This is a genomic window from Pseudomonas sp. S04, from assembly GCF_009834545.1.
GTDB lineage: Bacteria > Pseudomonadota > Gammaproteobacteria > Pseudomonadales > Pseudomonadaceae > Aquipseudomonas.
The window spans coordinates 5027523-5049833 of sequence record NZ_CP019427.1 but is presented as its reverse complement, the minus strand read 5'-3'; the positions used below and the strand labels follow the sequence as shown (position 1 = coordinate 5049833).

21 protein-coding genes are annotated in these 22311 nt (G+C 61.6%); 8 read left to right on the top strand and 13 right to left on the bottom strand.

Annotated elements, in window-relative coordinates:
- Positions 1-289: 289 nt before the first annotated feature.
- The gene (locus PspS04_RS22445; protein WP_159997843.1) at positions 290-1234 is read right to left on the bottom strand and encodes a LysR family transcriptional regulator; all 945 of its coding nucleotides are present in this window, start codon (positions 1232-1234) and stop codon (positions 290-292) included.
- A 102-nt stretch (positions 1235-1336) separates the two neighbouring features.
- On the opposite strand from PspS04_RS22445, the gene PspS04_RS22440 reads away from it, so the two are divergent.
- The gene (locus tag PspS04_RS22440; protein WP_095166118.1) at positions 1337-2512 is read left to right on the top strand and encodes an aspartate aminotransferase family protein; all 1176 of its coding nucleotides are present in this window, start codon (positions 1337-1339) and stop codon (positions 2510-2512) included.
- Positions 2513-2526: 14 nt separating this feature from the next.
- Here PspS04_RS22440 and fnr read toward each other — a convergent pair whose 3' ends face one another.
- The 6 genes from fnr to PspS04_RS22410 form a co-directional block, all read right to left on the bottom strand.
- A complete protein-coding gene (gene fnr / locus PspS04_RS22435; RefSeq protein WP_095166116.1) occupies positions 2527-3249 on the bottom strand; it encodes a fumarate/nitrate reduction transcriptional regulator Fnr in 723 nt (240 codons plus the stop codon).
- Between the two features lie 112 nt (positions 3250-3361).
- Entirely contained in the window at positions 3362-5035 is a 1674-nt protein-coding gene (locus PspS04_RS22430; protein WP_095166114.1) for a cation:proton antiporter, read from the bottom strand.
- 284 nt (positions 5036-5319) lie between these two features.
- Entirely contained in the window at positions 5320-5748 is a 429-nt protein-coding gene (locus PspS04_RS22425; RefSeq protein ID WP_095166112.1) for a bleomycin resistance protein, read from the bottom strand.
- A 49-nt stretch (positions 5749-5797) separates the two neighbouring features.
- Entirely contained in the window at positions 5798-7720 is a 1923-nt protein-coding gene (locus tag PspS04_RS22420) for an alkaline phosphatase D family protein (RefSeq protein ID WP_159997841.1), read from the bottom strand.
- A 73-nt stretch (positions 7721-7793) separates the two neighbouring features.
- Positions 7794-8072 (bottom strand): hypothetical protein, encoded by a 279-nt coding sequence (locus tag PspS04_RS22415; RefSeq protein WP_095166109.1) that lies wholly within the window; start codon positions 8070-8072, stop codon positions 7794-7796.
- Positions 8062-8853, bottom strand: a complete 792-nt coding sequence (locus PspS04_RS22410; RefSeq protein ID WP_095166107.1) for an MlaA family lipoprotein — start codon at positions 8851-8853, stop codon at positions 8062-8064. Before PspS04_RS22410 ends, PspS04_RS22415 begins: the two co-directional genes overlap by 11 nt.
- 168 nt (positions 8854-9021) lie before the next feature.
- Between PspS04_RS22410 and PspS04_RS22405 the strand changes: the two genes are divergently transcribed.
- Positions 9022-9732, top strand: coding sequence for a response regulator (locus tag PspS04_RS22405; RefSeq protein WP_095166105.1), 711 nt, complete (start codon positions 9022-9024; stop codon positions 9730-9732).
- Positions 9729-11072 (top strand): ATP-binding protein, encoded by a 1344-nt coding sequence (locus PspS04_RS22400; protein ID WP_159997839.1) that lies wholly within the window; start codon positions 9729-9731, stop codon positions 11070-11072. The genes PspS04_RS22405 and PspS04_RS22400 overlap by 4 nt, the downstream gene beginning before the upstream one ends.
- A 221-nt stretch (positions 11073-11293) precedes the next feature.
- On the opposite strand, the gene PspS04_RS22395 is transcribed toward PspS04_RS22400, so the two are convergent.
- From PspS04_RS22395 to PspS04_RS22375, 4 genes are all read right to left on the bottom strand, one after another.
- Positions 11294-11905: a hypothetical protein gene (locus PspS04_RS22395; RefSeq protein WP_159997837.1), complete on the bottom strand. Its 612-nt coding sequence runs from the start codon at positions 11903-11905 to the stop codon at positions 11294-11296.
- Positions 11902-13362: a PAAR domain-containing protein gene (locus PspS04_RS27890; RefSeq protein ID WP_237234939.1), complete on the bottom strand. Its 1461-nt coding sequence runs from the start codon at positions 13360-13362 to the stop codon at positions 11902-11904. Before PspS04_RS27890 ends, PspS04_RS22395 begins: the two co-directional genes overlap by 4 nt.
- A 358-nt stretch (positions 13363-13720) precedes the next feature.
- Positions 13721-14596, bottom strand: a complete 876-nt coding sequence (locus PspS04_RS22380; RefSeq protein ID WP_159998912.1) for a serine hydrolase domain-containing protein — start codon at positions 14594-14596, stop codon at positions 13721-13723.
- Positions 14597-14650: 54 nt separating this feature from the next.
- Complete coding sequence (locus PspS04_RS22375) at positions 14651-15436, bottom strand: AraC family transcriptional regulator (protein ID WP_159997835.1); 786 nt, start codon at positions 15434-15436, stop codon at positions 14651-14653.
- 93 nt (positions 15437-15529) lie between these two features.
- Here PspS04_RS22375 and PspS04_RS22370 point away from each other — a divergent pair, with 93 nt between their 5' ends.
- Together PspS04_RS22370 and PspS04_RS22365 are read left to right on the top strand one after the other, a co-directional pair.
- Positions 15530-16423, top strand: coding sequence for an EamA family transporter (locus PspS04_RS22370; RefSeq protein WP_159997833.1), 894 nt, complete (start codon positions 15530-15532; stop codon positions 16421-16423).
- Positions 16424-16507: 84 nt separating this feature from the next.
- Positions 16508-16849, top strand: coding sequence for a potassium channel family protein (locus tag PspS04_RS22365; RefSeq protein ID WP_159997831.1), 342 nt, complete (start codon positions 16508-16510; stop codon positions 16847-16849).
- A 15-nt stretch (positions 16850-16864) separates the two neighbouring features.
- Here PspS04_RS22365 and PspS04_RS22360 read toward each other — a convergent pair whose 3' ends face one another.
- Both PspS04_RS22360 and PspS04_RS22355 read right to left on the bottom strand, forming a co-directional pair.
- Positions 16865-17194 (bottom strand): hypothetical protein, encoded by a 330-nt coding sequence (locus PspS04_RS22360; RefSeq protein WP_159997829.1) that lies wholly within the window; start codon positions 17192-17194, stop codon positions 16865-16867.
- 129 nt (positions 17195-17323) lie between these two features.
- Positions 17324-18076: a carbonic anhydrase gene (locus PspS04_RS22355; RefSeq protein WP_159997827.1), complete on the bottom strand. Its 753-nt coding sequence runs from the start codon at positions 18074-18076 to the stop codon at positions 17324-17326.
- 294 nt (positions 18077-18370) lie between these two features.
- On the opposite strand from PspS04_RS22355, the gene PspS04_RS22350 reads away from it, so the two are divergent.
- From PspS04_RS22350 to PspS04_RS22340, 3 genes are all read left to right on the top strand, one after another.
- A complete protein-coding gene (locus PspS04_RS22350) occupies positions 18371-18886 on the top strand; it encodes an RNA polymerase sigma factor (RefSeq protein WP_095166148.1) in 516 nt (171 codons plus the stop codon).
- Positions 18883-19737, top strand: a complete 855-nt coding sequence (locus PspS04_RS22345) for a FecR family protein (protein WP_174244597.1) — start codon at positions 18883-18885, stop codon at positions 19735-19737. The genes PspS04_RS22350 and PspS04_RS22345 overlap by 4 nt, the downstream gene beginning before the upstream one ends.
- Before the next feature lie 118 nt (positions 19738-19855).
- Positions 19856-22279 carry a TonB-dependent siderophore receptor gene (locus PspS04_RS22340; protein WP_159997825.1) on the top strand — a complete coding sequence of 808 codons (2424 nt, stop codon included), beginning with the start codon at positions 19856-19858 and terminating at the stop codon, positions 22277-22279.
- Positions 22280-22311 lie beyond the last annotated feature (32 nt).

Sequence of the window (22311 nt, the reverse complement as noted above, 5' to 3'; positions counted from 1 at the left end):
CGCACTGGGCCAGGGAGGGCCCATTGCGGCGGCCCCCCAAATCAATGTCGGAGTACGGGCATGCCGAGCCTAAGCGAGGCACCGAGTGGTGGGGATGTAGCGTTTTGCTTACTTTTGCGCTGTCCAAAAGTGAGCCGCCGTCAGGCGGAACCATAGGAGGCCGTTACCGAAGAAATGGATATGTACTCGGCCTGATCCAACATCCCGGTCGCACCACAGTTGTGTAGATACCTATGCCGCGATGCCTCGATGCCGCCCTTGAGATCGCGATCGCGAGCAAGCTTTGCTCCTACGGTGATTTATGCGATTTGGGTGCGACCGGCCCGGCACCTTGTTTGCCCCACATTTGCACTGCGAACTCGACAAAACAGCGCAGCTTCGGCAAGCGATAGCGGTCCGGTGCGTAGACCAGGTTCATCGGCCGGCGGGGCAGTTGATAGTCACGCAGCAGCGCCACCAGCTTGCCGTCCTGCAGGTCCTGCTGCACCAGCGCATCGGGCAGCATGACCACGCCCATGCCGGCGCGGGCGGCCTGGTGCAGGCCGGGTGCACTGTTGATCATCATCGGCCCGCTGACCGGCACCAGCACCTCGCCTTCGGGCCCGGTCAGTGGCCATTGTTTGCCCACCGCGCTCCAGTCATCGCCGACAGGGTAGGCGTAGGTCAGGCAGGCGTGGTGGCTCAGTTCGGCCGGCGTGCGGGGCACTCCCCGGCGCTCCAGGTAGGACGGGGCGGCGCAGATGGTCAGGGTGAAGTCCATCAACGGCCGCGCGATCAGCCCCGATGGCTCGGGGGTGCCCAGGCGAATGGCGGCGTGGACGCTGTTGTCGATCAGGTCCACCACCTGCTGGCTCAGCACCACATCGACGCGGATTTGCGGGTATTGCTGCGTGAACAGGTGCATGGCTGGCGCCAGGCATTCGGAACCGAAGCTCGGTGGGGCGGCAATGCGCAGTATGCCCTCGGGTTCGTCCTGCACGGTTTCGGCGAGCCGTTCGCTGTCCTGCACCAGCCCCAGTACCTCCAGGCACCGCTCGTAGTAGGCCGCGCCAAACTCGGTCAGGCGCTGGCGGCGGGTGGTGCGGTTGATCAGGCTGACGCCCAGGCGTTGCTCGAGGGCGCGCAAGTGGTTGCCGACCATGGTGGTCGACAAGCTGCATTGGCGGGCAGCGGCGGTCATGCTGCCAGTCTCGACCACTTTGACGTACACCGTCATGGCCAGGAATAGGTCCATTATCAATTCCAGCTTCAAGATGATTGAAGTTTCAGGCTGTTTATCCAGCTCAGGTGGCTAACGATACTGCAAAAACACCGAACCCTGCTGGAGCACGCTGCCATGACCGCCACCCACCTGATGAGTACCTACCAACCCCTGGCCCTGAGTTTTGCCAAAGGCCTGGGGACCCGCCTGTGGGACCAGGCCGGTCGCGAGTACCTGGACGCGGTGGCGGGTGTGGCGGTGACCAACGTCGGCCACTCGCACCCACGGCTGGTCAGCGCCATCAGCGAACAGGCCGGCCTGTTGCTGCACACCTCCAACCTGTACAGCATCGACTGGCAGCAGCAACTGGCGCAAAAGCTCACCCAGCTGTCAGGCCTGGAGCGGGCGTTCTTCAGCAATTCCGGGGCCGAAGCCAATGAAACCGCGCTGAAGCTGGCGCGCCTGTACGGCTGGCAAAAAGGTATCGAGCAGCCCTTGGTGGTGGTCATGGAAAACGCCTTTCACGGCCGCACCCTCGGCACCCTGTCGGCCAGCGACGGCCCGGCGGTGCGCCTGGGCTTCGGCGCTTTGCCGGGGGACTTCCTGAAAGTACCGTTCGGCGACCTCGCCGCGCTGGATCAAGCGCACCAGGATCACGGGCAGCGCATCGTGGCCATCCTGATGGAGCCGATCCAGGGCGAGAGCGGCGTGCAACTGGCGCCGCCGGGCTATCTGAGCGCGGTGCGCGAGCGCTGCAACCGGCGCAATTGGCTGCTGATGCTCGATGAGATCCAGACCGGCATCGGTCGTACCGGGCAATGGTTCGCCTTCCAGCACGAGGGCGTGGTGCCGGACGTCATGACGCTGGCCAAGGGCCTGGGCAACGGAGTGCCGATCGGCGCGTGCCTGGCCCGGGGCAACGCTGCGCGGCTGTTCACCCCAGGCAGTCACGGCAGCACTTTTGGCGGCAACCCGCTGGCCTGCCGGGTGGGTTGCACGGTGCTGGAGATCATCGAGGAACAAGGCTTGCTGGACAACGCCAGGCGCCAGGGCGAACGCCTGTTGGCACGGCTGCACGCCGAGCTCGATGGCCTGGCGAACGTGGTAGCGATTCGTGGCCAGGGCTTGATGATCGGGATCGAGCTGAGCCACTCGATCCGCGACCTGAGCCTGATCGCCGCCCGCGATCATGGCCTGCTGATCAACGTCACCCGGGGCAAGACCATCCGCCTGCTGCCGCCCCTGACCCTTGATGAGCGGGAAGTGGAGATGATTGTGCGTGGGGTGTATGGGGTCTTGAAGGCGTCATGAACACGCCGCGGCGCCTAGCGGTCGGACAGCTCGCACAGCGAGGGCGCGTCAATGATCTTGATGTATTTGCCCTGCGCCTGGATCAGGCCTTGCTGCTGCAGGAAGGTGAATGTGCGGCAGGTGGTCTCGGTGGCGATCCCCAGGTAGTTGGCGATTTCCTGGCGGGTCATGCTCAGGCGAAACTGATGGGCCGAGTAGCCATTGGCGTGAAAGCGCACTGAGAGATTGATCAGGAAAGCCGCCAGGCGCTCCTGGGCATTTTTCTTCGCCAGCAGGCGCATCATGTTCTGATCGTCACGAATCTCGCGGCTCATGATGTGGATCAACTGGCGGCGCAGCTTGGGGATCTTCTCCAGCAGGTTCTCCAGTTGGTCAAAGGGGATTTCGCACACCGTGGTGGTTTCCTGGGCTTGGGCCGTTGAGGTGTAGGCGTTCAGGTCCATGGCGGAGAAGCCGATCAGTTCGCCCGGCAAATGAAAGCCGATGATGTGTTCTTCGCCGTTGCTGGTGAGGCTGGAGGTTTTCAGGGTGCCGGAACGAATCGCGTAGATGGAGGTAAAGGGGTCGCCCTGGTGGAATAGGTAGTCCCCTTTGCGCAACGGGCGTTCGCGTTTGATGATCTCGTTCAGCGCGCTGATGTCCTGGCTGTTGAGCGCCAGCGGCAGGCACAAGGCGGCTAACTTGCAGCTTTGACAATGCAGCGGTTCGGCGTGCTTGAGGGCGACAGAATTGAGCATGTTTTAGCCTTGAAAGAATCGTCGGGCGTCATCGAGGGGCACAGTCGCGCCTGGCGGGCGCCCGTTTACGCGCGCCCGTTGATCAGTGACGGTGGATTGGCTTTTATCCGGCCTACAGCAAGCGATAACGATTACGTCGCACGTCCTCGACCCGCAGTTGCACCCGCTCTTTGGAGGTGCCGAGCATGATCAGGGTGTGGGCCGCCAGGGTCAGCGTCGACTCGAGCACTTCGGGGACGACCTCGGTGGCACCGGCCGTTTTCAACTCGAGGGTCTGGCTGTCGTCCTGGGTGCGCACGATGATTTCGATGGTGCTGTTGATCTGGCGCACGGCGTGGGTAATGGCCATTGCCGCATCCGGGTCATTCACCGCGATCACCACCAGGCGGGCGCGACTTATCCCCAGGGCGGTGAGCAGTTCCAGGCGCCGCGAATCACCATAGTGCACATGCGTGTGCTCGGCCCCGTGCTGGATCTGCGCCGGGTCGTCATCGACCGCGACAAACCGATAGTGCTCACCCTGCAACACACGGCCGATGGCCTGGCCGACGCGACCGTAGCCACAGATGATCACGTGCCCCTGCAGTTCCTGGCTTTGCTGGGCGATTTCATCCATGTTGACCGCATCGTTCGGCGCCCGGTGCAGGCGCTTGGCGATGGCCGGCGCGACCCGCAGCATCAGCGGGGTGACCACCATCGAGCAGAAGGTCGCGGTCAGCAACAGCCCGCTCAGCTCCTTGGACACCAGGTTGTTGGCTTGCATCTGTGTCATCAGGGCAAAGCAGAACTCGCCACCCTGGGCCAGGGCCAGGCCGCTGCGCCAGGCGGTTTCGCTGTTGCTGCCAGTGAACCGCAGGATCAGGGCGACCACCACACCCTTGGTCACCAGCAGCGCCAGGGTCAAGCCGACAATCAGCAAGCCGTGGCTCTGGAATATTTTCAGGTCGATCAGCATGCCGATACTGACGAAAAACACCCCGAGCAAAATATCCCGGAATGGCCGGATGTCGGCCTCGATCTGATGGCGATAGCTGCTTTCACCCAGCAGCATGCCCGCCAGAAATGCCCCGAGTGCAGGTGACAGTCCCAGCAGATGGGTCAGCCAGGCCGTCAGCATCACAATCACCAGGGCCAGCAGCACGAACAGCTCGGCGGAGCGCGAGGCCGCGATCTCGTCGAACAGCTTGGGCAACAGCCAGCGACTGATCAGGAACAGGCCGACAAACAGCACCACGGTCTTGCCCAGGGTAATCGGCAGGGCCCAATACCAGGCTTGTCCGGACGTCCCGGAAAACACCGGCACCATGGTCAGCAGCAGGACAGCGATCACGTCCTGGAACAGCAGCACGCCAATGGCGTTCTGGCCATGGGGGCTGAAGACCTCGCCCAGGCTGGTCAGCTCTTTGCTGACGATGGCCGTGGAGGACAGCGCCAGGCCGGCCCCCAACAGGACCGCGGCACTGGGCTGCACGCCCGCCATGTACAGGGCTCCGCCTAACAGCACGCTGGAGACCAGCACCTGCAGGCTGCCCAGGCCGAATACCACTTTGCGCAGGGCGAGCATTTTCGACAGCGAAAACTCCAGGCCCAGGGAAAACAGCAGGAACACCACCCCCAGCTCCGCCAGGTAGGGCAGGCCTTCGGAGTCACTGACCCAACCCAACGCCTGTGGCCCGACCAGCAAGCCGACACACAGGTAGCCAAGGATCGGTGGCAGGTTCAAGCGCCGGAACAGCGCAATGACCACCAGCGATGCCGTAAGAATAATTAAAATATCTCTGAGCATGGGTCGTTCTCTGAGTGATTGCACAGCGTGTCGGGCAGATGGGCAGTCGCGGTGTGGCACAGAACATTCAAGGTGCAGCAAGGGTAGTCCAGCGCTGGCTGGAGCGCGAAGCCGGTGTGCGACGCAGGGCTGTTTACCGGCTGACGCGCCCCCGACCAGCAGGCCGCCGAGCGGGTTCTGGTGGTCTTGCATTAGGGGCGCGCCAGGCCTGGAGCGTCAATCGCGGCAGGGGCCAAATAAGCATTATTGATAAACTGATAACCCTGTCGGCGCAGGCTATGGCGCTAGCGCACAGGCCTTTCGCCCAGGGCTTCGACCAGTCGCAACAGATAGCCGTCGGGGTCCTGCACGATCAATTCACGCTGGCCGACCTCTACTTCACCCGAGCGATACCAGGCATCGGCAAAGGGGCGAAACAGCGGCCATTGCACAGCGGCCAGGCGGGCCAGGATCGGCTCGACGCGATCCACCGTCATCTGGAAATTGATCCCGCGGCCAAACGGCGCTTGCAGTGCGCCGGTGTGCCATTGCCCGTCGTCCTCGGCGATGTACTGTTCGAGCATCACTTGCACGCCGTCGAAATCCAGGTAGGCAAAGCCTTCTTCGCGGCGTTCGTAGGCGATCTGAAAACCAATCAGGTCGGTCCAGAACGCCAGGCTCTGCTGGATGTCGCTGACCGTCAGTTCGGGGACCATCTTGTTCCGTGTGAGCATACGTATCCTTCGTAGACCTAGTGAGTACTGCGTTGGTGTGGGGCCGTGGTCAATCGACCGTCGGCGCCACCATCCGGGTTTTTTCTGCGCCATTGGCGTTGTGCTGGTAGATCGCTTGCGGCTGGCCCTGCTGATTGAAAAACACCTGGCCGATGCCCGCCGAATTCCACAGGCGTTCGCCGGCTTCTGCGTGCTCGGGCACATGGGGCACCACCTGCATGCGCCGGCGTTTGGTCAGCCAGTTCAGCGGCGAGCGCGGCGAGTACAGCCAGCGGTTGAGGCGGTCGAACCACTCCAGCAGGCTCGGCGGAAATTCATTCTTGATGCCGCTGCTGGTGATTTGCCAGATCCGTGGCCCGGCGGTGCGATGCCGGATCAGCACCTCGTAGACGAACGAGTAATGCACATCGCCGGAGAGGATCACGTAATTACCGGGCGTGCGCGAGTGGCGAAAGATGTTGAGGATCACCTGCGCTGCGCCACGGTGGGCCATCCAGTTTTCCGCGTCCACCAGCAGCGGGTAGCCGCACCAACTGAAGACTTTCTGCACGGTTTCGATCAGCTTGACGCCGAACACCGGCGCCGGCGACACGATGATGGCGCAGGGGTGGTCGAGCAGTTCCTGCTGCAATTCGCTGAGGGCTTCCCAGTCCAGCAGGCCCGAGGGCTGCTTGAGGTTGAACTCACTGCGCCAGCGCCGGGTGCGGGTGTCGAGCACCACCAGTGCCGGGGTGGTCGGCAGCACGTAGTGCCATTGCTGGAATTTCAGCAGGTCGCCGATCAATTCATCCTGGGCGCTGTTGTCCAGGTAGCCGTCCTGGGGGTTGAGGCCGCGGGTTTTTTCCAGCAGCGCGGTGAAGGCATCCGGGTTGTTGCCCCAGCCCTGGCACAGCATGTAGGCGAGCAGCGCGTTGCCGATGATGCGCTTGGAGAACGGATGGCCGTAGGCGGTTTCCTCCCACTGGGCACTGAGGTTCCAGTCGTCGGTGATGTCGTGGTCGTCGAAGATCATCAGGCAGGGCAGGTGGGCGAACACCCGGGCGACATTGCCCAGCCCCTGCTTGAAGCCATCGATCCGGGTCTGTTCCAGGGCGTAGCGCTCGCGGCGCTCGGGTGTCAGCACCGGTGGCTGCGGGTCGATCAGGGTCCAGGCGGTCGGGCCCCAGACCAGCAGGTACATGGCCATGACTTCGGCGAAGGTCACCAGGTGATTGTCGGCGCTGCTGCTGGTGAAGATCGGCTTGCGCGCACCGCCGAAAAACCGTTCGCGCAGGCTGTCGTTACTTTCCAGTGCCGGCAGCAGGTCGGCGCGATGGTAGTAGCTGGCCGGGTGCTGGTAGAGCGCGGCGCTGTCTTGCACCACTGCGCCCTCCAGGTGTTCGCCGTATAGCCCCAGCCGTTCGATCAGAGCATGGATGGCCCGCAACATCGGCCCGGCGACATCGTCGGCGTAGACCTGGTCGCCACTCATCATCAGCAGTGCCGGGCGCTGGCTCGGCTCATGGGGCGTCGCCAGCAACTGGTCGACGCAGAGCAAGCCGTCGTTGGCCGGATGATGGGGTTTGCGGCACGAGCCGTGGAGCAGTTGATCGATGCGGCTGCGCAGGACGAAGTTCGGCGATTGTGCCTGGTCGTAGAGCAGGTGCGGGGCCCACTGGGCAATGCCGACCAGGCTGGCGTCGTCCTCGCGGATCAACAGGTCGTAGTCGATGCTGATGTCCTGGGGCAGGGCGCTGTCCAGGTGGATGTCGATCAGGTGGACAAAGGCATGGGTGCCGACCGGGATGACCTGGCAGCGCGTCGCATCGAGCACCAGGTCGCCCACAGGCGCCAGGCGCAAGGTCAGCGCCAGCTCCCGCGAGCCTACCAGCCACAGCACCAGGCGCGTCGGTTCCAGGCGCCGCAACAGCGGGCCGACCAGGACGGCGGGCAAGGGTGTGGAGGGGGTGGACTGCGGTGCTGGCGTGGACATCCGGGGCGAAGCTCCAGGGCAAAATTAGCCGGCGATGATAACCCAACTTGAAGGCGGCCCTTATCGGCGCAATTCAGTTCATTGCCTGGCGTGCCGGCAGCTCCTGGCCTTGCTCCACCGGCAGTGCTTCGCCCTGGGCGATGATCCAGCGCAGCAGGGCAGTCACCGAGACTCGGTGGCTGCGCTCGACCCACTCCACGCCTTCGGGGCGGTAGAGTTCGATGTAGCGGCTGAGGATCAATTCACGCTGGTCTTCCGACAACCGCAGGCTGGTCTCGCTGCAGTGCAGGCCGGTGTTGGCGCGTTTGACCAGGCGTTGCTCGAGCATCAGCGACGGGCTGTTACGTGGCATCGGTTGGAGCTTCTGTGCAGAGATCGTCGTGCAGCCCGGACGCGCCGCGTTTGCCGTTCTGGACAAAGTCCGCGCGTTTTTCGGCGCTGACGTCACGCAGCGCACTGTACGGGTCCGGCAGGGCTTGCAGGGCGTCGGTCAGCGGCAGCGCTTCGGCGCGCTTGTCGATGGTGCCACCGACACTGGCCACTGTCGTCAGGGTCTCGACGGTATCGCTATGGTCGCCGAACGGGTTGATGGCCACTGCCAGCACCTTGCCTACGGCATCGCGACTGTTGGCGGTCCCGAGCACTGGGACTTCGACGATCGGCCCGTCCGGGATGCCCCAGACGCCGAAGGTCTGGCCGAAGTCCGAGCTGTGGCGCGGGATTTCCAGGGAGTCCGAGACATCGATCACCCCCAGCAAGCCGGCGGTGCTGTTGAGGGTGAAGCGCCCCAGGGTGTTGAGCGAACGCTGGCCATTGCCTTGCAACAGGTCGTTGAGGAACACCGTCGGTTCGTTGAAGTTGGTCGTGAAGTTGTGCATGCCCAACTGGAAGAATTCCGGCGTGTAGCCGTAACCCCGGGCGACCGGCGCGACGGCGTACTCGTCAATCACCTGGTTGAAGGCGAAGATCCCGCGGTTCACTGGCTCGGCCGGGTCATACAACGGGTAGCTGACTTGCGCGCAGGTCATCGGGTTATCGGTCGAGGTGCGACTGGAGCATCCGTACAGATAGGTCAAGCTCAACAGCAGTGCGGCATTGCGAAACAGTGCAGGGGAGCGCTTGAACAAAGGCATGGCGAACAGTCTTCGTAGAAAAGGAGCTTGATCCTGGCAGCTGCGCCTTGCACAAAGATGTCTGGTTTTTTACCGCTGCGTCGCTTTGTGACCAGGATGAAATAAATGACGCGGCGCGCCGAATGGTTTTAGATATCCGCACTATCAGTCGTTGAGTGATGCCCGCCGGTGAGCCATCTTTTGATCGTGGACGACGACCTTGAGGTCCTCGATCTGCTGAGTAAGTTTTTTGTCCAGCAAGGTTATGACGTGGCCGTGGCCACCGACGGCGTCGCGCTGTGGGCGGCTATCGAGCAGCAAATGCCGGACCTGATCATCCTCGACCTGATGATGCCCGGCGACAACGGCCTGACCCTGTGCCAGCGCCTGCGCCAGCAATACACCACGCCGGTGATCATGCTCACCGCCATGGGTGAGCTGAGTGATCGGGTGGTGGGCCTGGAAATGGGCGCCGACGACTACTTGAGCAAACCCTTCGACGCCCGCGAACTGCTGGCGCGGGTGCGCGCGGTGTTGCGTCGGGTGGGTGAAGTCCGGCCGTTGACCGGCCAGGTGCCGCATCCGCTGATCAAGTTCGCCGACTGGCAACTGGACCTCACGCGCCGCGAACTGCGCTCGCCGGACCAGGTCATGATCCCGTTGTCGGCCGGCGAGTTCGACCTGCTGCTGGTATTCGTCGAACACCCGCAGCGCATCCTCACCCGCGAACTGCTGCTGGACCTGGCCCGTGGGCGTACCCATGAAGCCTTCGACCGCAGCATCGATGTCCAGGTCAGCCGCTTGCGGCGCAAGCTGGAAATCGACAGCAAACGCCCGGAAATGATTCGCACCGTGCGCAACGGTGGTTACCTGTTCACCCCCAGCGTGACCCGTCAATGAAGGGCTGGCGGGCGGGCTGGTGCCTGCGCTCGCGGGACACCGTGACGCGCTGGATCGCCCTCACCACCATCCTGGCGATGCTCACGTCGCTGGGCTTCTACGCCCTGTTCACCCAGGTGGCCGGGGTGTGGGCCTATCCACCTTTGACCGAGACCGGGCTGCTGGAAAAAATTTCCTCCCTGAGCCGGGTCATTGCCGCTTCCGAGCCCGCGCAACGCCCGCAACTGGCTGCTGCTGCCAGTGACAGTAGCCTGGGAATCCGCTGGAGCCAAAGCCATGCGGCCCTGGGCCTGCCGGTAACCCCTGAGGCGGCCACCCGGGCCAACACGGCGAAGGCCCACCAACTGTTCAACAGCCAGCACCTGGAAGCCTATCAACCGACGGACTGGCCACAACAGGACGGCCAGTACGCCATGGCGATGCAACTGAGCGACGGTTCCTGGCTGATGTTCAGCATGCCTTCGCGCAGTTGGGGCCTGGAGCATTGGGCGCGCAACCTGATCGTGATCGCCCTGGTGTTGCTGTCCACTGGCCTGGTGGCGCTGATCGCCACCCGCCGCCTGGCCCGGCCGCTGCAGACCTTCGCCCAGGGCGCGCGACGCTTTGGCGTGGACTTCCGTGCGCCGCCGATCAAGCCGCTGGGGCCGCTGGAAATCCGCCAGGCGATCCTCGCGTTCAATGCGATGCAGGCCCAGTTGCAGCACTTCATCAAGGACCGCACGCAGATGCTGGCCGCCATCTCCCACGACCTGCGCGCACCACTGACCCGCATGCGCCTGCGCGGCGAGTTCATCGACGACCCGCAACTGCAGGCCAAGCTGTTCCGCGACGTTGATGAGATGCACGCCATGATCAACTCCAGCCTGGAATTCTTCCGCGACAACGCCCGTCTCGAAGAGGCCACGCCGTTCGATCTGGCCGAACTGCTGCAAACCCTGATCGACGATTACCGCGACCAGTCCATCGACATCCCCTTCAGCGGCCCACCGCGCCTGGCCTACCTCGGCCGGCCGCTGGGGCTCAAGCGGGTGATCACCAACCTGCTGGAAAACGCCCTCAAATACGCCAGCGAACCGGCCATTGAACTGCGCAGCCACGACGACCACGTGACCATCCGCGTCCTGGACCGCGGCCCGGGCATCCCCAAGGAAAGCCACGAACAGGTATTCGTGCCCTTCTATCGCCTGGAAGGTTCGCGCAACAAAAGCACCGGCGGCGTCGGCCTCGGCCTCTCGGCTGCACGGGCGATCGTGCTGGAACATGGCGGCGAACTGACCGTGAGAAACCGCAAGGTCGGCGGGCTGGAGGCGCGGGTGGTGTTGCCGGTGTTGGAGGGGTAGGCATGCTCGTCCCCATTCCACTGTAGGAGTGGGCGCCCGCTTGCGGCCTGCTCGCGATGGACGTGAACGATGACACGTACTGCCTGGATAGACGCGGTGTCCCTGAGTGCGCGGGCAAGCCTTAACGCCGATTAGTTAAGCGTTTTGTAGGAGCGGGCACCCGCTCCTACAAAAAGGCGCAGCTCAGTCATCAATGACTTGCCCGCCAGCAAGCGCCGGAATCACGGTTTCACCCAGGGTCTGGCCAGTGCCAGCTTGATCAGGTAGCGCTCTTCTGTGGGGCGCTTGATGTCTTTGAAACGATTGACCACCAGCATCACCTGATACTGGTTCCCTGCTTGCCAGTAAGAGGTTCCGCCTTTGTTCACATCCCGCAACTGGGCACGCCATTGAGGGGTGTCGGCGAACGGAGGGTCTTGTTCGACGCGGATCGGCACCCACCCAGCGTTGTGCCATTGCTCCTGCAGGTCCAGCACTACCTTGAGGGTATCGTCGAGCAACAGGGGTTCGATTTGCGGGGAAAGCCGTACGCTTCTGACGAGTTCATCGGTGAAACTAACCGTAAAGAATCGGGCCAGCGGGGTGATGAATCCGTACTGGGGGTCGGTGAAACGCAGGCTAGCATCCGACTTGGGAGTATTGAACCAGGAGTGCCCGGGAATGGCCGGGCCGATAGCTGCGCTGGACCGCTTGCGCATGGCCTCGTAAGGCTCGCCAATGACCAGTGAGATTTCATCTTTCGACTGTGTTTCAAACGCCAATACGGTCACGAGCGAAGCAAGGATCAGTCCGACTCCACAGCGTCGCCAAGACACCCGTCCAGGCAGTCTCATCGCACTCCCCAGCCTGCGGCGATATCCTGGATGGCCTGTTCAATCTGGTTGCGATGATTGCTACGCAATAGACTTTCAAATTGCGCCGCAGCCCTGAGTACGAACGGCATGCGTTGTTGGATATCGGACAAGTCGGCCAGGAGATGTCGACCGAAGTCGATGGTGCGTCCGTCATCCATTCGTTGGCATTGACTGGCCAGTGTCAACTCGATGGCTTGAGCAACTCCGGATGGAAAGTTGGTGACATGGGACAAGTGGTTGCCACGCAGCAGCGCTACCAATGTTCGGTCGCTGTACATTGCCGGTTGCAGGATGTTCACCTGTTCATGCTCCGCCAGTAGCTCAACACTTCGGGCGATACTACCAATCTCAATGGCCTGAAATGCTTGCAGGATTTCCTCGTAGTTAGTACCGAACTCCAGCCTTTCCTGCGCCACAGGCCACAGCACCGGATTCTGAACATTCCCATAGATGTTTTTGCGCGAAGGCAAGCAGGCCTCCAGCGCAGACATCCCCCGCTCCTGATAAAAAACATGCAACGGATACACGTCCAGGAACAGCGTGGTATTGCCCATGGCCAACATCTTGTACACGTGCTGGTACAGCTGCTGCGCGTAGGACAGTTCGCCCTCGGGCCTGAAGTCGATACCTGGTAGCGGATTGTTGCGCAGCGCGTGCTCGTAGTCGCGTTGTGCTTGCCGGAAGGTCTGGAGTCTGGCCTGTCGCTCGCGTTCGCTGGGCTCGAGCAAGCCATAGAACCCTGACCTGGCACTCTGTTGCAGTTGCTGCTCGGCGTCATATTCAGCCTGGATCCGGTCGATCGAATCCGCGGCATGCAGCAAGCCACAACCCACCTGTTTTGAGGCGAAGGCGGCGAGGCCGGCCCACTGGAAACGCGGGTCCTGCAGCCACAGTCGGGCGTAGGCGGCATTGATCGCGCGGTTGCGGGCCTTGGGATCGGCGATCAACTGGCCGCCGGGTGCGACGATGGACTCGGCTTGTTGCTGGTAACTGATCCAGAGATTTTCGCAGACCCTTTCAGGTCGTTCGGTGAAGGTGGGTGTGGGGCGGCTGGGTGTTGAGGTGAAATTGGATGAGCGCGGCCCGGTTGCAGGCTGCTGGGTTGTGAACGGAGTGGACGGCGGCGTGAAGCGCGGATCTGGTGCGAGGTCCTTGAACTCCTGGCACTGCAGGGTCTGGTTGGCGATCAGGCGGGGTGGTGGGTCGCACTTGCAGTGACAGAGGTCACCGTCCAGGGCGGTGGGGCGTCCTTGCATGAGATCCACCAGGTGCGGACCGTCACAGACGATGACGCCAGTGCTGTCGCAGGCCGGACAAGCGACCTCGTCGCCTTCGCGGGCGATGGGCTGGCCATCGATGGTCCAGAATTCGTAGCCGGTCATTACGGTGCCGTCGGCAGTGGTCTTGGCCCCGACGGTGATGTGATAGCGCTTCATGCCAGATAGGTCCCTGTCGATTTGACGAAAGGACCCACGCTAGATGACGCTCTTGCGGGAGATAAATCAGACGTTTCCTTGAGTGCTGTAGGCGTGCTCCGTTACTTCATGGCAGCGCAGTGAATCTGGCTTGGCGTGTCATCGTTGACGACCATCGCGAGCAGGCTCGCTCCTACACAGGTTCGGTGGTGGTATCTGCAAAATCTGCGAACACCCTGAATCCCTGCAGGAGCGGGCGCCCGCTTGCGGCCTGCTCGCGATGGACGTCAACGATACTGCGCGCTGGCCGGATAGACGCGGTGCCCCTGAAGGCATCGCGGGCAAGCCTTGCTCCTACGAATAAAAACGCGCTGCCGGGTTATTGGGCACTGGCCAAGGCTAGTCTCAAGTCGCGGACCACCGCCGCCTCGACCTCTCCATCCATACCCCCCTGCAGAAACGCCCCACAGCTCGCCGAATGTTCGCCATCCGTGGCCCGATAAACCGCCACCACACTGCCGGGCCCACCGCCGGTATGCCCACACAGGTGCAAGCCCCCCGAGATCGTGCCGCTCATGACTCCCAGGCCATAACCTGCAGACTCCCAGGGTCGGCCAGCTATTGGCCCGCCTAACTGACGCAGGGTCTGCATTTCGCTCAACAAATGATCCGGCAACAACTGCCCGGCCAGTAGCCGATCAAGGAAGGTCACGGCCTGCTGCAGCGGTCCGAGCAACAGGCCGTGATACACCCACGCCGGATCGTAGGCCGGGGCCATGTCTTGCAGGTCGCCGGGCACTCTGGCGAGCCGTACCTGGACGATATCCAAAGGCGCCAGCGCCCGCTGGATCAGCGCCTCTTCCAGCGTCAGGCCGGTGGTACGCTCAATCAACCGGGCGATATACAGGTAGCCGACATTCGAATAGCCCCAGCCACTGCCCGGCGCATAACGCAGCCGGGCAGCGTCCAGGCGTTGCAGCATCTCCTCGGCCGACCACGCGGTTTCATGCCGGGCAACGGCTGCGTGGTACTCCGCCAGTTGGCCGTAGTCCGCCAGCCCGGCCTCATGCCGCAGCAATTGGCGCAAGGTGAACGGACCTTCCGGTACCGGTTCGTCCAGCGCCACCAGGCCATCGCGCACCAGGGTCAGCGCCGTGGCCGCCAGCACGGTTTTACCGAAGCTCCACCAGGGCACGCTGACCGGCTCGGCGGCGGGGGCGAGGGGCAGACCGTTGTTTACCGTGCAGGACATCATCAAGGGTGTACTCATCCATGGGAACCTTTGTTTGTGTGAAGCGCCACAGCTCAATCAAGCCTGGCTATTTTGCGTGAAGTAGCGACTCGGCGCCTGCCCCAGCACCCGCCGGAAAACCCCGGTGAACGCACTCGGGCTGCTGTAGCCCAGATCGGTTGCCACCCGCGTCACGGCCTCGCCATTGCCCAGGCGTACCACGGCCATCAACAGGCACGCCTGCTGGCGCCATTCGACAAAGCTGATTCCGGTCTGCTCGCGAAACAGCCGGGTAAAGGTGCGGCGGCTCATGGCGACCTGGCGACACATGTCGTCGATCCCGATCGCCAATGACGGCTGCTCCAGCAGCTTGCTGCAGGCCTGGGCCAGGCGCGGCTCACTGGGCAGCGGCGCATTGAGCGACAGCGGCTGCATGTCGGCGATTTCGTGCAGCAGCAGGTTCATCAGGTGGCCGTCCCGCTGGTCCTCGGCGTACAGCGCCGGCACGTCCATGGCGCGGATCAACAGTTGGCGCAGCAGCGCCGACACACCAAACACCTGGCAGTGCGCCGGCAGGCCGAGCCGTGTGGCGGCGATGGGGCGGATGTAGCTGTTGAGCATGGTCACCGGCCCGTGCATGTGCATTTCGTGGGGCACATGGGCCGGGACCCAGACGGCCCGTTGTGGGGGCACCACCCAGTTGCCCTGGTCGGTGAACACCGTGATCACCCCGCAGGCGGCGTAGGCGAATTGCCCGCGTTGATGGCTATGCCGAGCGAAGTGCAGGCCGTCGCAATAGTCGTTGGCAGTCACCACGGCGTCGCGGGGCGTGTGTTCGTAGGGATCGATATCAATGTCGCGCATGGCCCAAATCTACCGATCAATGACCTGATAGTGCAAGCGGGCCGTGGCGCTCATTGTCCATAGTGTCGGCCTCATTTTGTGGAATGGCCGAGCATGCAAAACAAACACCTGATCCTCGCCGTGTTGGTGACGGCGGTCTGGGGTCTGAACTTTCCGGTGACCAAGCTGGGCCTGGCGGCGATTGATCCGCTGTTGCTGACGGCCCTGCGCTTCACCCTGGCAGCGTTGCCCTGGGTGTTTTTTGTCCGCCGTCCGCCGATCGCCCTGGGCTGGTTGGCGGCCTATGGCCTGATTTTTGGGGTGGCGATGTGGGCGTTGATCAACCTGGGCATCGAGCTTGGGGTGCCGCCCGGGACGGCGGCACTGTTGGTCCAGTTCAGTGCCTTTTTCACCCTGGGCTGGGGCGTGCTGCTGTTTCGCGAGCGCTTGCGTCTCGGCCAACTGGTGGGCGTGGGGCTGGCCGTGGTGGGCTTGCTGTGCATCATCGTCAACAGTCCCGGCCAGGCCACGACCCTGGGGTATGTGCTGTTGTTGGTCAGCGCATTCAGTTGGAGTGTCGGTAACGTCATTATCAAACAGTCGAAAGTGCGTGAGATGTTTGCCTTTGTGGTGTGGGCCAGCCTGTTTCCGCCGATTCCCTTGTTGTTCCTGACCTGGCTGGCCCATGGTTCGGCGCCTTTTACCGGGCTGGTCCGGCACTTCGAGTGGCTGGCGCTGTTTTCCCTGCTGTTCCAGGTCTACGCGGCGACTCACTTCTGTTACTGGGGCTGGAACCTGTTGCTGCGCGAGTATCCGGTGTCCCGGGTGGCGCCGCTGTCGTTGCTGATCCCGGTGTTCGGGGTTGCCGGCTCGGTGCTGATGCTGGGCCACCGAGTGGATATCAATGAAGGACTGTCGATCCTGTTGATACTGGCAGCGCTGGTGGCGGGGTTGATCCAGGGCCGCCGACCGCAGCCCAGGACAGCGGCGACCGTTGAACACAAATAATCAACAATTGACCTCGATTTTCCGAGGCCTGTGCCAAGCTGATGGGGTCCCCCAATGGGTCATCACCCCCAGGAAGCCCACACCATGACATCCACGCATTCAGCGTACGTGCGCCGTGAGTTCTACAAAGCCGTCGGCTTCTACTTTCGCGTCGTCTGGCCGATTTTCTCCATCCTGTTTTTGCTGATCGTGGTGTGCGGCCTGATCATCAGCCACCTGGAAGGCTGGGCGCCGTTGGACGGCATCTACTTCGGCTTCGTGACCGGCTTGACCATCGGTTATGGCGAGCTGGTACCCAAGCTGGGCGTCTCGCGGGTGCTGGCAATTCTGTTGGGGTTCAACGGCGTGCTGATGACCGCGATATTCGCGGCGATCAGCGTGCGGGCGATCGAAGTCGCAGTACGCGCGTCGGGCAAGGACGAGTAGGGCGCGCGAGGGCCCTCACTGAATGTCTTTCAGGTAGTCCCTGAGCGCCAGGAGCGGAACCTGCATCTGCTCCAGCGTCTGCGCCTGGCTGAACTCCGCGGCCAGGCGCTGCAGCTCACGGCCCATGGGTTTGTCCACCCCGCCCAGGGCCGCCAGCGCCAGGCCAACGCAGGTCGCCACTTTCAACTGGATCGCCGCCACATCACCACGGCGCACCAGCAACTGGAAAACCTCCCGCTGGTAGTCGTCCATGACCGGATCGTCACGCAGGATCGGGCTTTGACCTTCGCTCTCGTGAACCAGCTTGAGGGCGAAGAGGGCGACGGTTTCCAGGGGGCGGTCCATGGGAGTAGGTCCTTGTGCGGTGGTGTGGGTCACTTTTCTACGGGCGAAAAAAGACCTTGATAAACAAGGTCTCTTTTTAACTGGCTGGCCGATTATATCTCAGGGGTAGAGGATTGCAGCCAGCACGGCTCAGGCAATCAGCTCGACTTTACCGGTTGCCAGGCGATAGATGCCGCCGACGATTTTCAGATTGCCCTTGTCGAGTGCATCGCTCAGCAGGGGAGTGGCTTTCTTCAGGCGCTCGACCGAGTCCTTGACGTTTTGCACGGTGGCGTTTTCCACCAGTTCCCCTGGTTGCTTGAGCACGCTTTCGATAGAGGGCTTGAGTGCGTCCGTCAGTTTCGGGATGTGCCCGGGGAACACCGTGTGATCCTTGATGGCTTTGATACCGGCCTCGATAGCGCCGCACCGCTCATGCCCCAAGACCAGGATCAGCGGTGCCCCCAGCACCGCGACACCGTATTCAAGACTCGCCAGACCTTCATCGGTAACGAAGTTGCCCGCCACGCGTATGGCGAACAGATCGCCGCGTGCGGTATCAAACGCGTACTCGGGTGCGATACGCGAGTCGGAGCAACTGAGGACTGCCACGAAAGGATTCTGGCCGGAGACCAAGGCTTCACGCTCGTCCTTGAAATCGTGGGTTTCGGAGTTACCGCTAACGTAACGTTCATTGCCGGCCATCAGCCTTTTGAGTGCCTCATCCGGGCTGATGACGTTTTTCGGTTTGGGCGGTGCGGAGGTTGCTTCGGCTGCCTGCGCAAGCCTGCCGGGCAGAGCGCCGGCCAGCAGCAGGGCGCCAGCTCCCAATCCGACCAGACGAAGAAAATGACGACGAGTGTTCACTTTTGAAACAGAGCCTGAATCGCATGATTCACACATGATTGTGTACTCAGTTCAATTCGGTGGGAATGACAGCTTAGGGGAGTGCCTACAGGGACCTGCGGCACTGGAGTGAAGAAGTCTAGTCGGTCTGTGGGGTTACGTTTTGCGTGGGCGCGGGAGTAGGTGAGGCTAGAGATGACCGAGCACAACCAATCGGCTCAATTAGCCATATCAGTTTAATGAACAACATCGGACGGCTCGCAAACGCCGCAAAGATGACGATACAATGAGACACATTCTCATCAATGCCGTTTGCTTACCATGTCGAAGACGTCGCCCAATGAAGAGCTGATGACTGCGCTGACCCTTCACTACGATTCGCTGGTGGAGTACATCCGGCTTCGTTTCAACGGCAAACACTTTGCTCGTGATCTTGTTCACGACGTTTGTATCCAGATTCTCGAAAAGCCGCCCCAGGAAAAAGTCGCACTGCCTTTGGCATTCCTGCGCAAGATGAGTTTCAACCGCGCCATCGACCGCATCCGCGCCGAGCGCACTCGCAGCCTGTATGTTCTGACGCACCAGTCACCGGAAGAGGGAATGGATAGTTGGGACGGTGCACGGGCAGTCGAATTCGAACAACACGTGCATGCCCTGCTGGCAATCATCGAGGCGCTGCCGGCGCGCCAGCGCCAGGTATTTTTGCTGCACCGTATCCATGGCATGCCGCAACGTGAAATTGCCGATGAGTTGGATATTTCCCTGAATATGGTCACCCAGCATTTTGGCCGTGCCATGGCCGCCATCATTCTGCGCTGGGAGCCTGCACGCCGGCTTGTGCGGCAACAGAAGCAGGTGAAAACATGAATCGGCCGGACACGCTCGACAAAAAACGCCGCCCCGACCTGGACGATCCGTTGCAACCGTTTGCCGAGGCTTTGCGCGAGCGCGTTCCGTCCAGGGAAGCCCTGCTGGCCGAAGGCAAGGCAATGACTGACAGCCGCCGTAAACGCCGGAATGCGGCTTGCGGCGGCCTCCTGGTCCTGGCTCTGAGCAGTGCCGTGTGGTTACTCGACCCCGCCTGGCACACCGAAGATGTTCAGGTCGCACTAGGCCAACGGCAACAGCTTGAATTAGCCGACGGTAGCCGCGTCGAGTTGAATTCCGGCAGTCACTTGATCATTGAGAAGCGCCTGCGCAGCCGCCAAATGGAATTACGTCACGGCGAAGCGCTGTTCACCGTCGTGCATGCCGACACACCCTTTATCGTGCGCAGCCAAGGCGTCAGTGTCCGGGACATCGGTACGGTATTTGATGTGCGCAGTGATGCTCGTGGCGTGGACGTGGCTGTAATCGAGGGTGCCGTTGAGGTCAGCAGCAATCGTTCTGCAGCCGTCAGACTGAACGGCGGCCAGCAACTGCGGGCGTCATCGAGCCACTTGGGCGACGTGCGGCCAGTCAATGTCGCGGCCCTCACCGCCTGGCGTCAGAACAAGTTGCGCTTTGACGGCACCCCTTTGAGCGAGGTGATCGCGGACCTTCAGCATTACCGTAGCAAACCGTTGCGGTTGGCAGATGCGCAGGTCGGCGAATTGCGCCTCTCCGGCGAATTTGACAGCAACTCGGTCGAAGCGCTGATCGGCCTGCTGCCATCGATCCTGCCAGTAAGCCTCGCGCGCGCGGCCGACGGCAGCATCACTTTCAGTAAAGCTCGCTGATAAAAATACCGTCATTTAAACAAATGAGAATTATTTCCAGATCAGCCTCAACATCTGGCTCGGCCCATACGCCAATCCCATGAAGAACGCTTTTATCGACTGTTCGAATGGGGAAATCATGGGTAAGAACACGTCATCGCTTCGCCTGAGCTTGCTCGCGAGCGGCCTGATGCTGGCAGGCACCGTCAACGCACAAGGCGCTGTTTATTCGCTGGATATCCCGGCACAGGCGCTGGATAAATCCCTGAACGCGCTGGCGGCGCAGACCGGGAGCCGAATACTGTTCGCCACTGACGTTGCCGAAGGTCGTCAGGCGAGCGCCCTGCATGCGCAACTGAGCGTTGAGCAAGCGCTGGAGCGTATCGTCGGTAACACCGGCCTGGTGGCGCAAAAAACCGCCGATGGCAGCTACCTGATTGCCGCTCCCTACCAGGGCGACGCACTGGAACTGGGTGCTACCACCATTCAGGGCGCCGGTTTGGGCATCAATACCGAGGACACCCGCTCATACACCACGGGCGCCGTAAGCATCGGTAAAAGCGAGCGTCCCCTCAAGGATATTCCACAGAGCATTACGGTACTCACCGCCCAGCGCATCAAGGACCAGAACATCCAGACCCTGGATGACGTCTACAACGTCCTGCCCGGTGTGATCACCTACGGCTATATGGTGGGGGACAACCAGCCTTACGCCCGCGGTTACCAGATCGACAACTACCAGATCAATGGCATTCCGCTGCCCAACAGCAACAGCATTACCTCGCAGAACTGGGCTGACCTGGTGCCCTACGAACGCGTTGAATTCCTCAAGGGTTCAGCCGGCCTGTTTCAGGGTGCCGGTTCGCCGGGTGGTGCCATCAACCTGGTGCGCAAACGTGCATCAGCGGACTTCCACCTGGGCACCACTACATCCGCGGGGCGTTGGGACAATTATCAACAACAAGTCGACGTCCAGGGTCCACTTAACGAAGGCAAGAGTGTTCGGGGCCGTTTGGTAACTTCCTACGGCGATCGTGGGTACTTTTATGACAACGCCAAGACCGAGCGGTCCTCGACCTATGGCGTCCTGGAGTTCGACCTGTCGCCAAAAACCCTGATAAGCACCGGTTTTTCCTACCAGAACGTGAACAACCGTGGGGTGATGGACTTCGGCCTTCCAGCCTACAAGACCGGTGCGAACATTGACTGGAAACGTTCGACCAACCTGAGTTCGCCATCGGACTACAACGATGTGGAAACCACTCAGGTGTTCCTCGAAGCCAAGCACCAACTCAACGACGATTGGCGAATGAGCCTGACCACCAACTACACCAAAATGAATCTGGACACCATTTACAGCAACACCGGCGGCCTGATTGATCCGCTGACCCATGGCGGTGGCTACAACTGGGCGGAAAGTCGTTCGGAAAACAACTATCAGTACAACACCGACGCGTACCTCAACGGGCACTTCGAACTGTTCGAACGCCGCCACGAAGTCATCCTCGGGGCCAACGCCACGCACGCCAAGCGCGACTCTGGTCGCTATGACACCCAATGGTATGCAGAAACCGAAAACATTCCGAACATCCTCGAATTCATCCCGCCAGAATATGATCGCCTGGCCCGCTACCGCACCGTTAAGTCAACGCTCGACCAGCAAGGCGTCTATGGTTCCTTGCGGATGAACGTGCTTGATCCGCTGGACGTCATCATCGGTGCCCGCGTTAGTTGGTGGGATTACAGCCAGGACCAGATCGCCGAGCCAAGCGGCGTCTCTAAACCCACCGGCCAGAAAACCAATGCCAAGGTCGTTCCCTTCTACGGGCTGGTGTATGAACTGACGCATAACTGGTCGGCGTATGCCAGCTACGCCGAAATCTTCTCCCCACAAACCGACTACATGACGTATGCCGGCAACACCTTAGCCCCACGCTCTGGAGAAACTTATGAGTTGGGCCTCAAAGGCGAGTTTTACGAGGGCGCTCTCAACACCTCGTTCGCGATCTACCAGACAAACTTCAATGGTCGGGCACAGATCGACCAGTCTTTTCCCTCGCCGTGCTTTAGCCCGTACACCACGTTTTGCTATATCGCCGGAGGCAAAGTCCGTTCAGAGGGGTTTGAAGCCGAAATCAACGGCCAGGTCATGACTGGGTTGCAACTCAGCGCCAGCTACACCTACACCCGCAGTCGCTACCTGGAAAACCCGGACGATGTCAGCCTGGAAGGCCGCAGCTTCCTGACTCAGATGCCCGCTCATGCGGCGCGGGTGTGGGCCAACTACACACTGCCTGACGAATTCGCCAAGTGGCAGGTAGGTGTCGGCACGCGTATTCAGAGTGGAACCTACATGCTGGGCAGCGGTGTGAAGCACGAAGGTTCGGGCTACGCCCTCTACAATGGCCGTATAGCCTACGACATCAGTAAAAACGTGAACCTGTCGATGAACATCGAAAACATCTTCGACCGTGTCTATTACGCTCAGACCGGGCCAGTAGAGTCGCAAAACTACTATGGTGCACCGCGAAACATGACCTTTACGCTGCGCACCAGTTTCTAGAATAGCGTCTCGCAAACTTCAACAGCGAGCCC

What these genes read in the sequence shown, in the direction of transcription:
- PspS04_RS22445 (WP_159997843.1), bottom strand. Translation starts at nt 1,234, where the DNA reads ATGGACCTATTCCTGGCCATGACGGTGTACGTCAAAGTGGTCGAGACT.
- PspS04_RS22440 (WP_095166118.1), top strand. Translation starts at nt 1,337, where the DNA reads ATGACCGCCACCCACCTGATGAGTACCTACCAACCCCTGGCCCTGAGT.
- fnr (WP_095166116.1), bottom strand. Translation starts at nt 3,249, where the DNA reads ATGCTCAATTCTGTCGCCCTCAAGCACGCCGAACCGCTGCATTGTCAA.
- PspS04_RS22430 (WP_095166114.1), bottom strand. Translation starts at nt 5,035, where the DNA reads ATGCTCAGAGATATTTTAATTATTCTTACGGCATCGCTGGTGGTCATT.
- PspS04_RS22425 (WP_095166112.1), bottom strand. Translation starts at nt 5,748, where the DNA reads ATGCTCACACGGAACAAGATGGTCCCCGAACTGACGGTCAGCGACATC.
- PspS04_RS22420 (WP_159997841.1), bottom strand. Translation starts at nt 7,720, where the DNA reads ATGTCCACGCCAGCACCGCAGTCCACCCCCTCCACACCCTTGCCCGCC.
- PspS04_RS22415 (WP_095166109.1), bottom strand. Translation starts at nt 8,072, where the DNA reads ATGCCACGTAACAGCCCGTCGCTGATGCTCGAGCAACGCCTGGTCAAA.
- PspS04_RS22410 (WP_095166107.1), bottom strand. Translation starts at nt 8,853, where the DNA reads ATGCCTTTGTTCAAGCGCTCCCCTGCACTGTTTCGCAATGCCGCACTG.
- PspS04_RS22400 (WP_159997839.1), top strand. Translation starts at nt 9,729, where the DNA reads ATGAAGGGCTGGCGGGCGGGCTGGTGCCTGCGCTCGCGGGACACCGTG.
- PspS04_RS22395 (WP_159997837.1), bottom strand. Translation starts at nt 11,905, where the DNA reads ATGAGACTGCCTGGACGGGTGTCTTGGCGACGCTGTGGAGTCGGACTG.
- PspS04_RS27890 (WP_237234939.1), bottom strand. Translation starts at nt 13,362, where the DNA reads ATGAAGCGCTATCACATCACCGTCGGGGCCAAGACCACTGCCGACGGC.
- PspS04_RS22380 (WP_159998912.1), bottom strand. Translation starts at nt 14,596, where the DNA reads ATGATGTCCTGCACGGTAAACAACGGTCTGCCCCTCGCCCCCGCCGCC.
- PspS04_RS22375 (WP_159997835.1), bottom strand. Translation starts at nt 15,436, where the DNA reads ATGCGCGACATTGATATCGATCCCTACGAACACACGCCCCGCGACGCC.
- PspS04_RS22370 (WP_159997833.1), top strand. Translation starts at nt 15,530, where the DNA reads ATGCAAAACAAACACCTGATCCTCGCCGTGTTGGTGACGGCGGTCTGG.
- PspS04_RS22365 (WP_159997831.1), top strand. Translation starts at nt 16,508, where the DNA reads ATGACATCCACGCATTCAGCGTACGTGCGCCGTGAGTTCTACAAAGCC.
- PspS04_RS22360 (WP_159997829.1), bottom strand. Translation starts at nt 17,194, where the DNA reads ATGGACCGCCCCCTGGAAACCGTCGCCCTCTTCGCCCTCAAGCTGGTT.
- PspS04_RS22355 (WP_159997827.1), bottom strand. Translation starts at nt 18,076, where the DNA reads ATGTGTGAATCATGCGATTCAGGCTCTGTTTCAAAAGTGAACACTCGT.
- PspS04_RS22350 (WP_095166148.1), top strand. Translation starts at nt 18,371, where the DNA reads ATGACTGCGCTGACCCTTCACTACGATTCGCTGGTGGAGTACATCCGG.
- PspS04_RS22345 (WP_174244597.1), top strand. Translation starts at nt 18,883, where the DNA reads ATGAATCGGCCGGACACGCTCGACAAAAAACGCCGCCCCGACCTGGAC.
- PspS04_RS22340 (WP_159997825.1), top strand. Translation starts at nt 19,856, where the DNA reads ATGGGTAAGAACACGTCATCGCTTCGCCTGAGCTTGCTCGCGAGCGGC.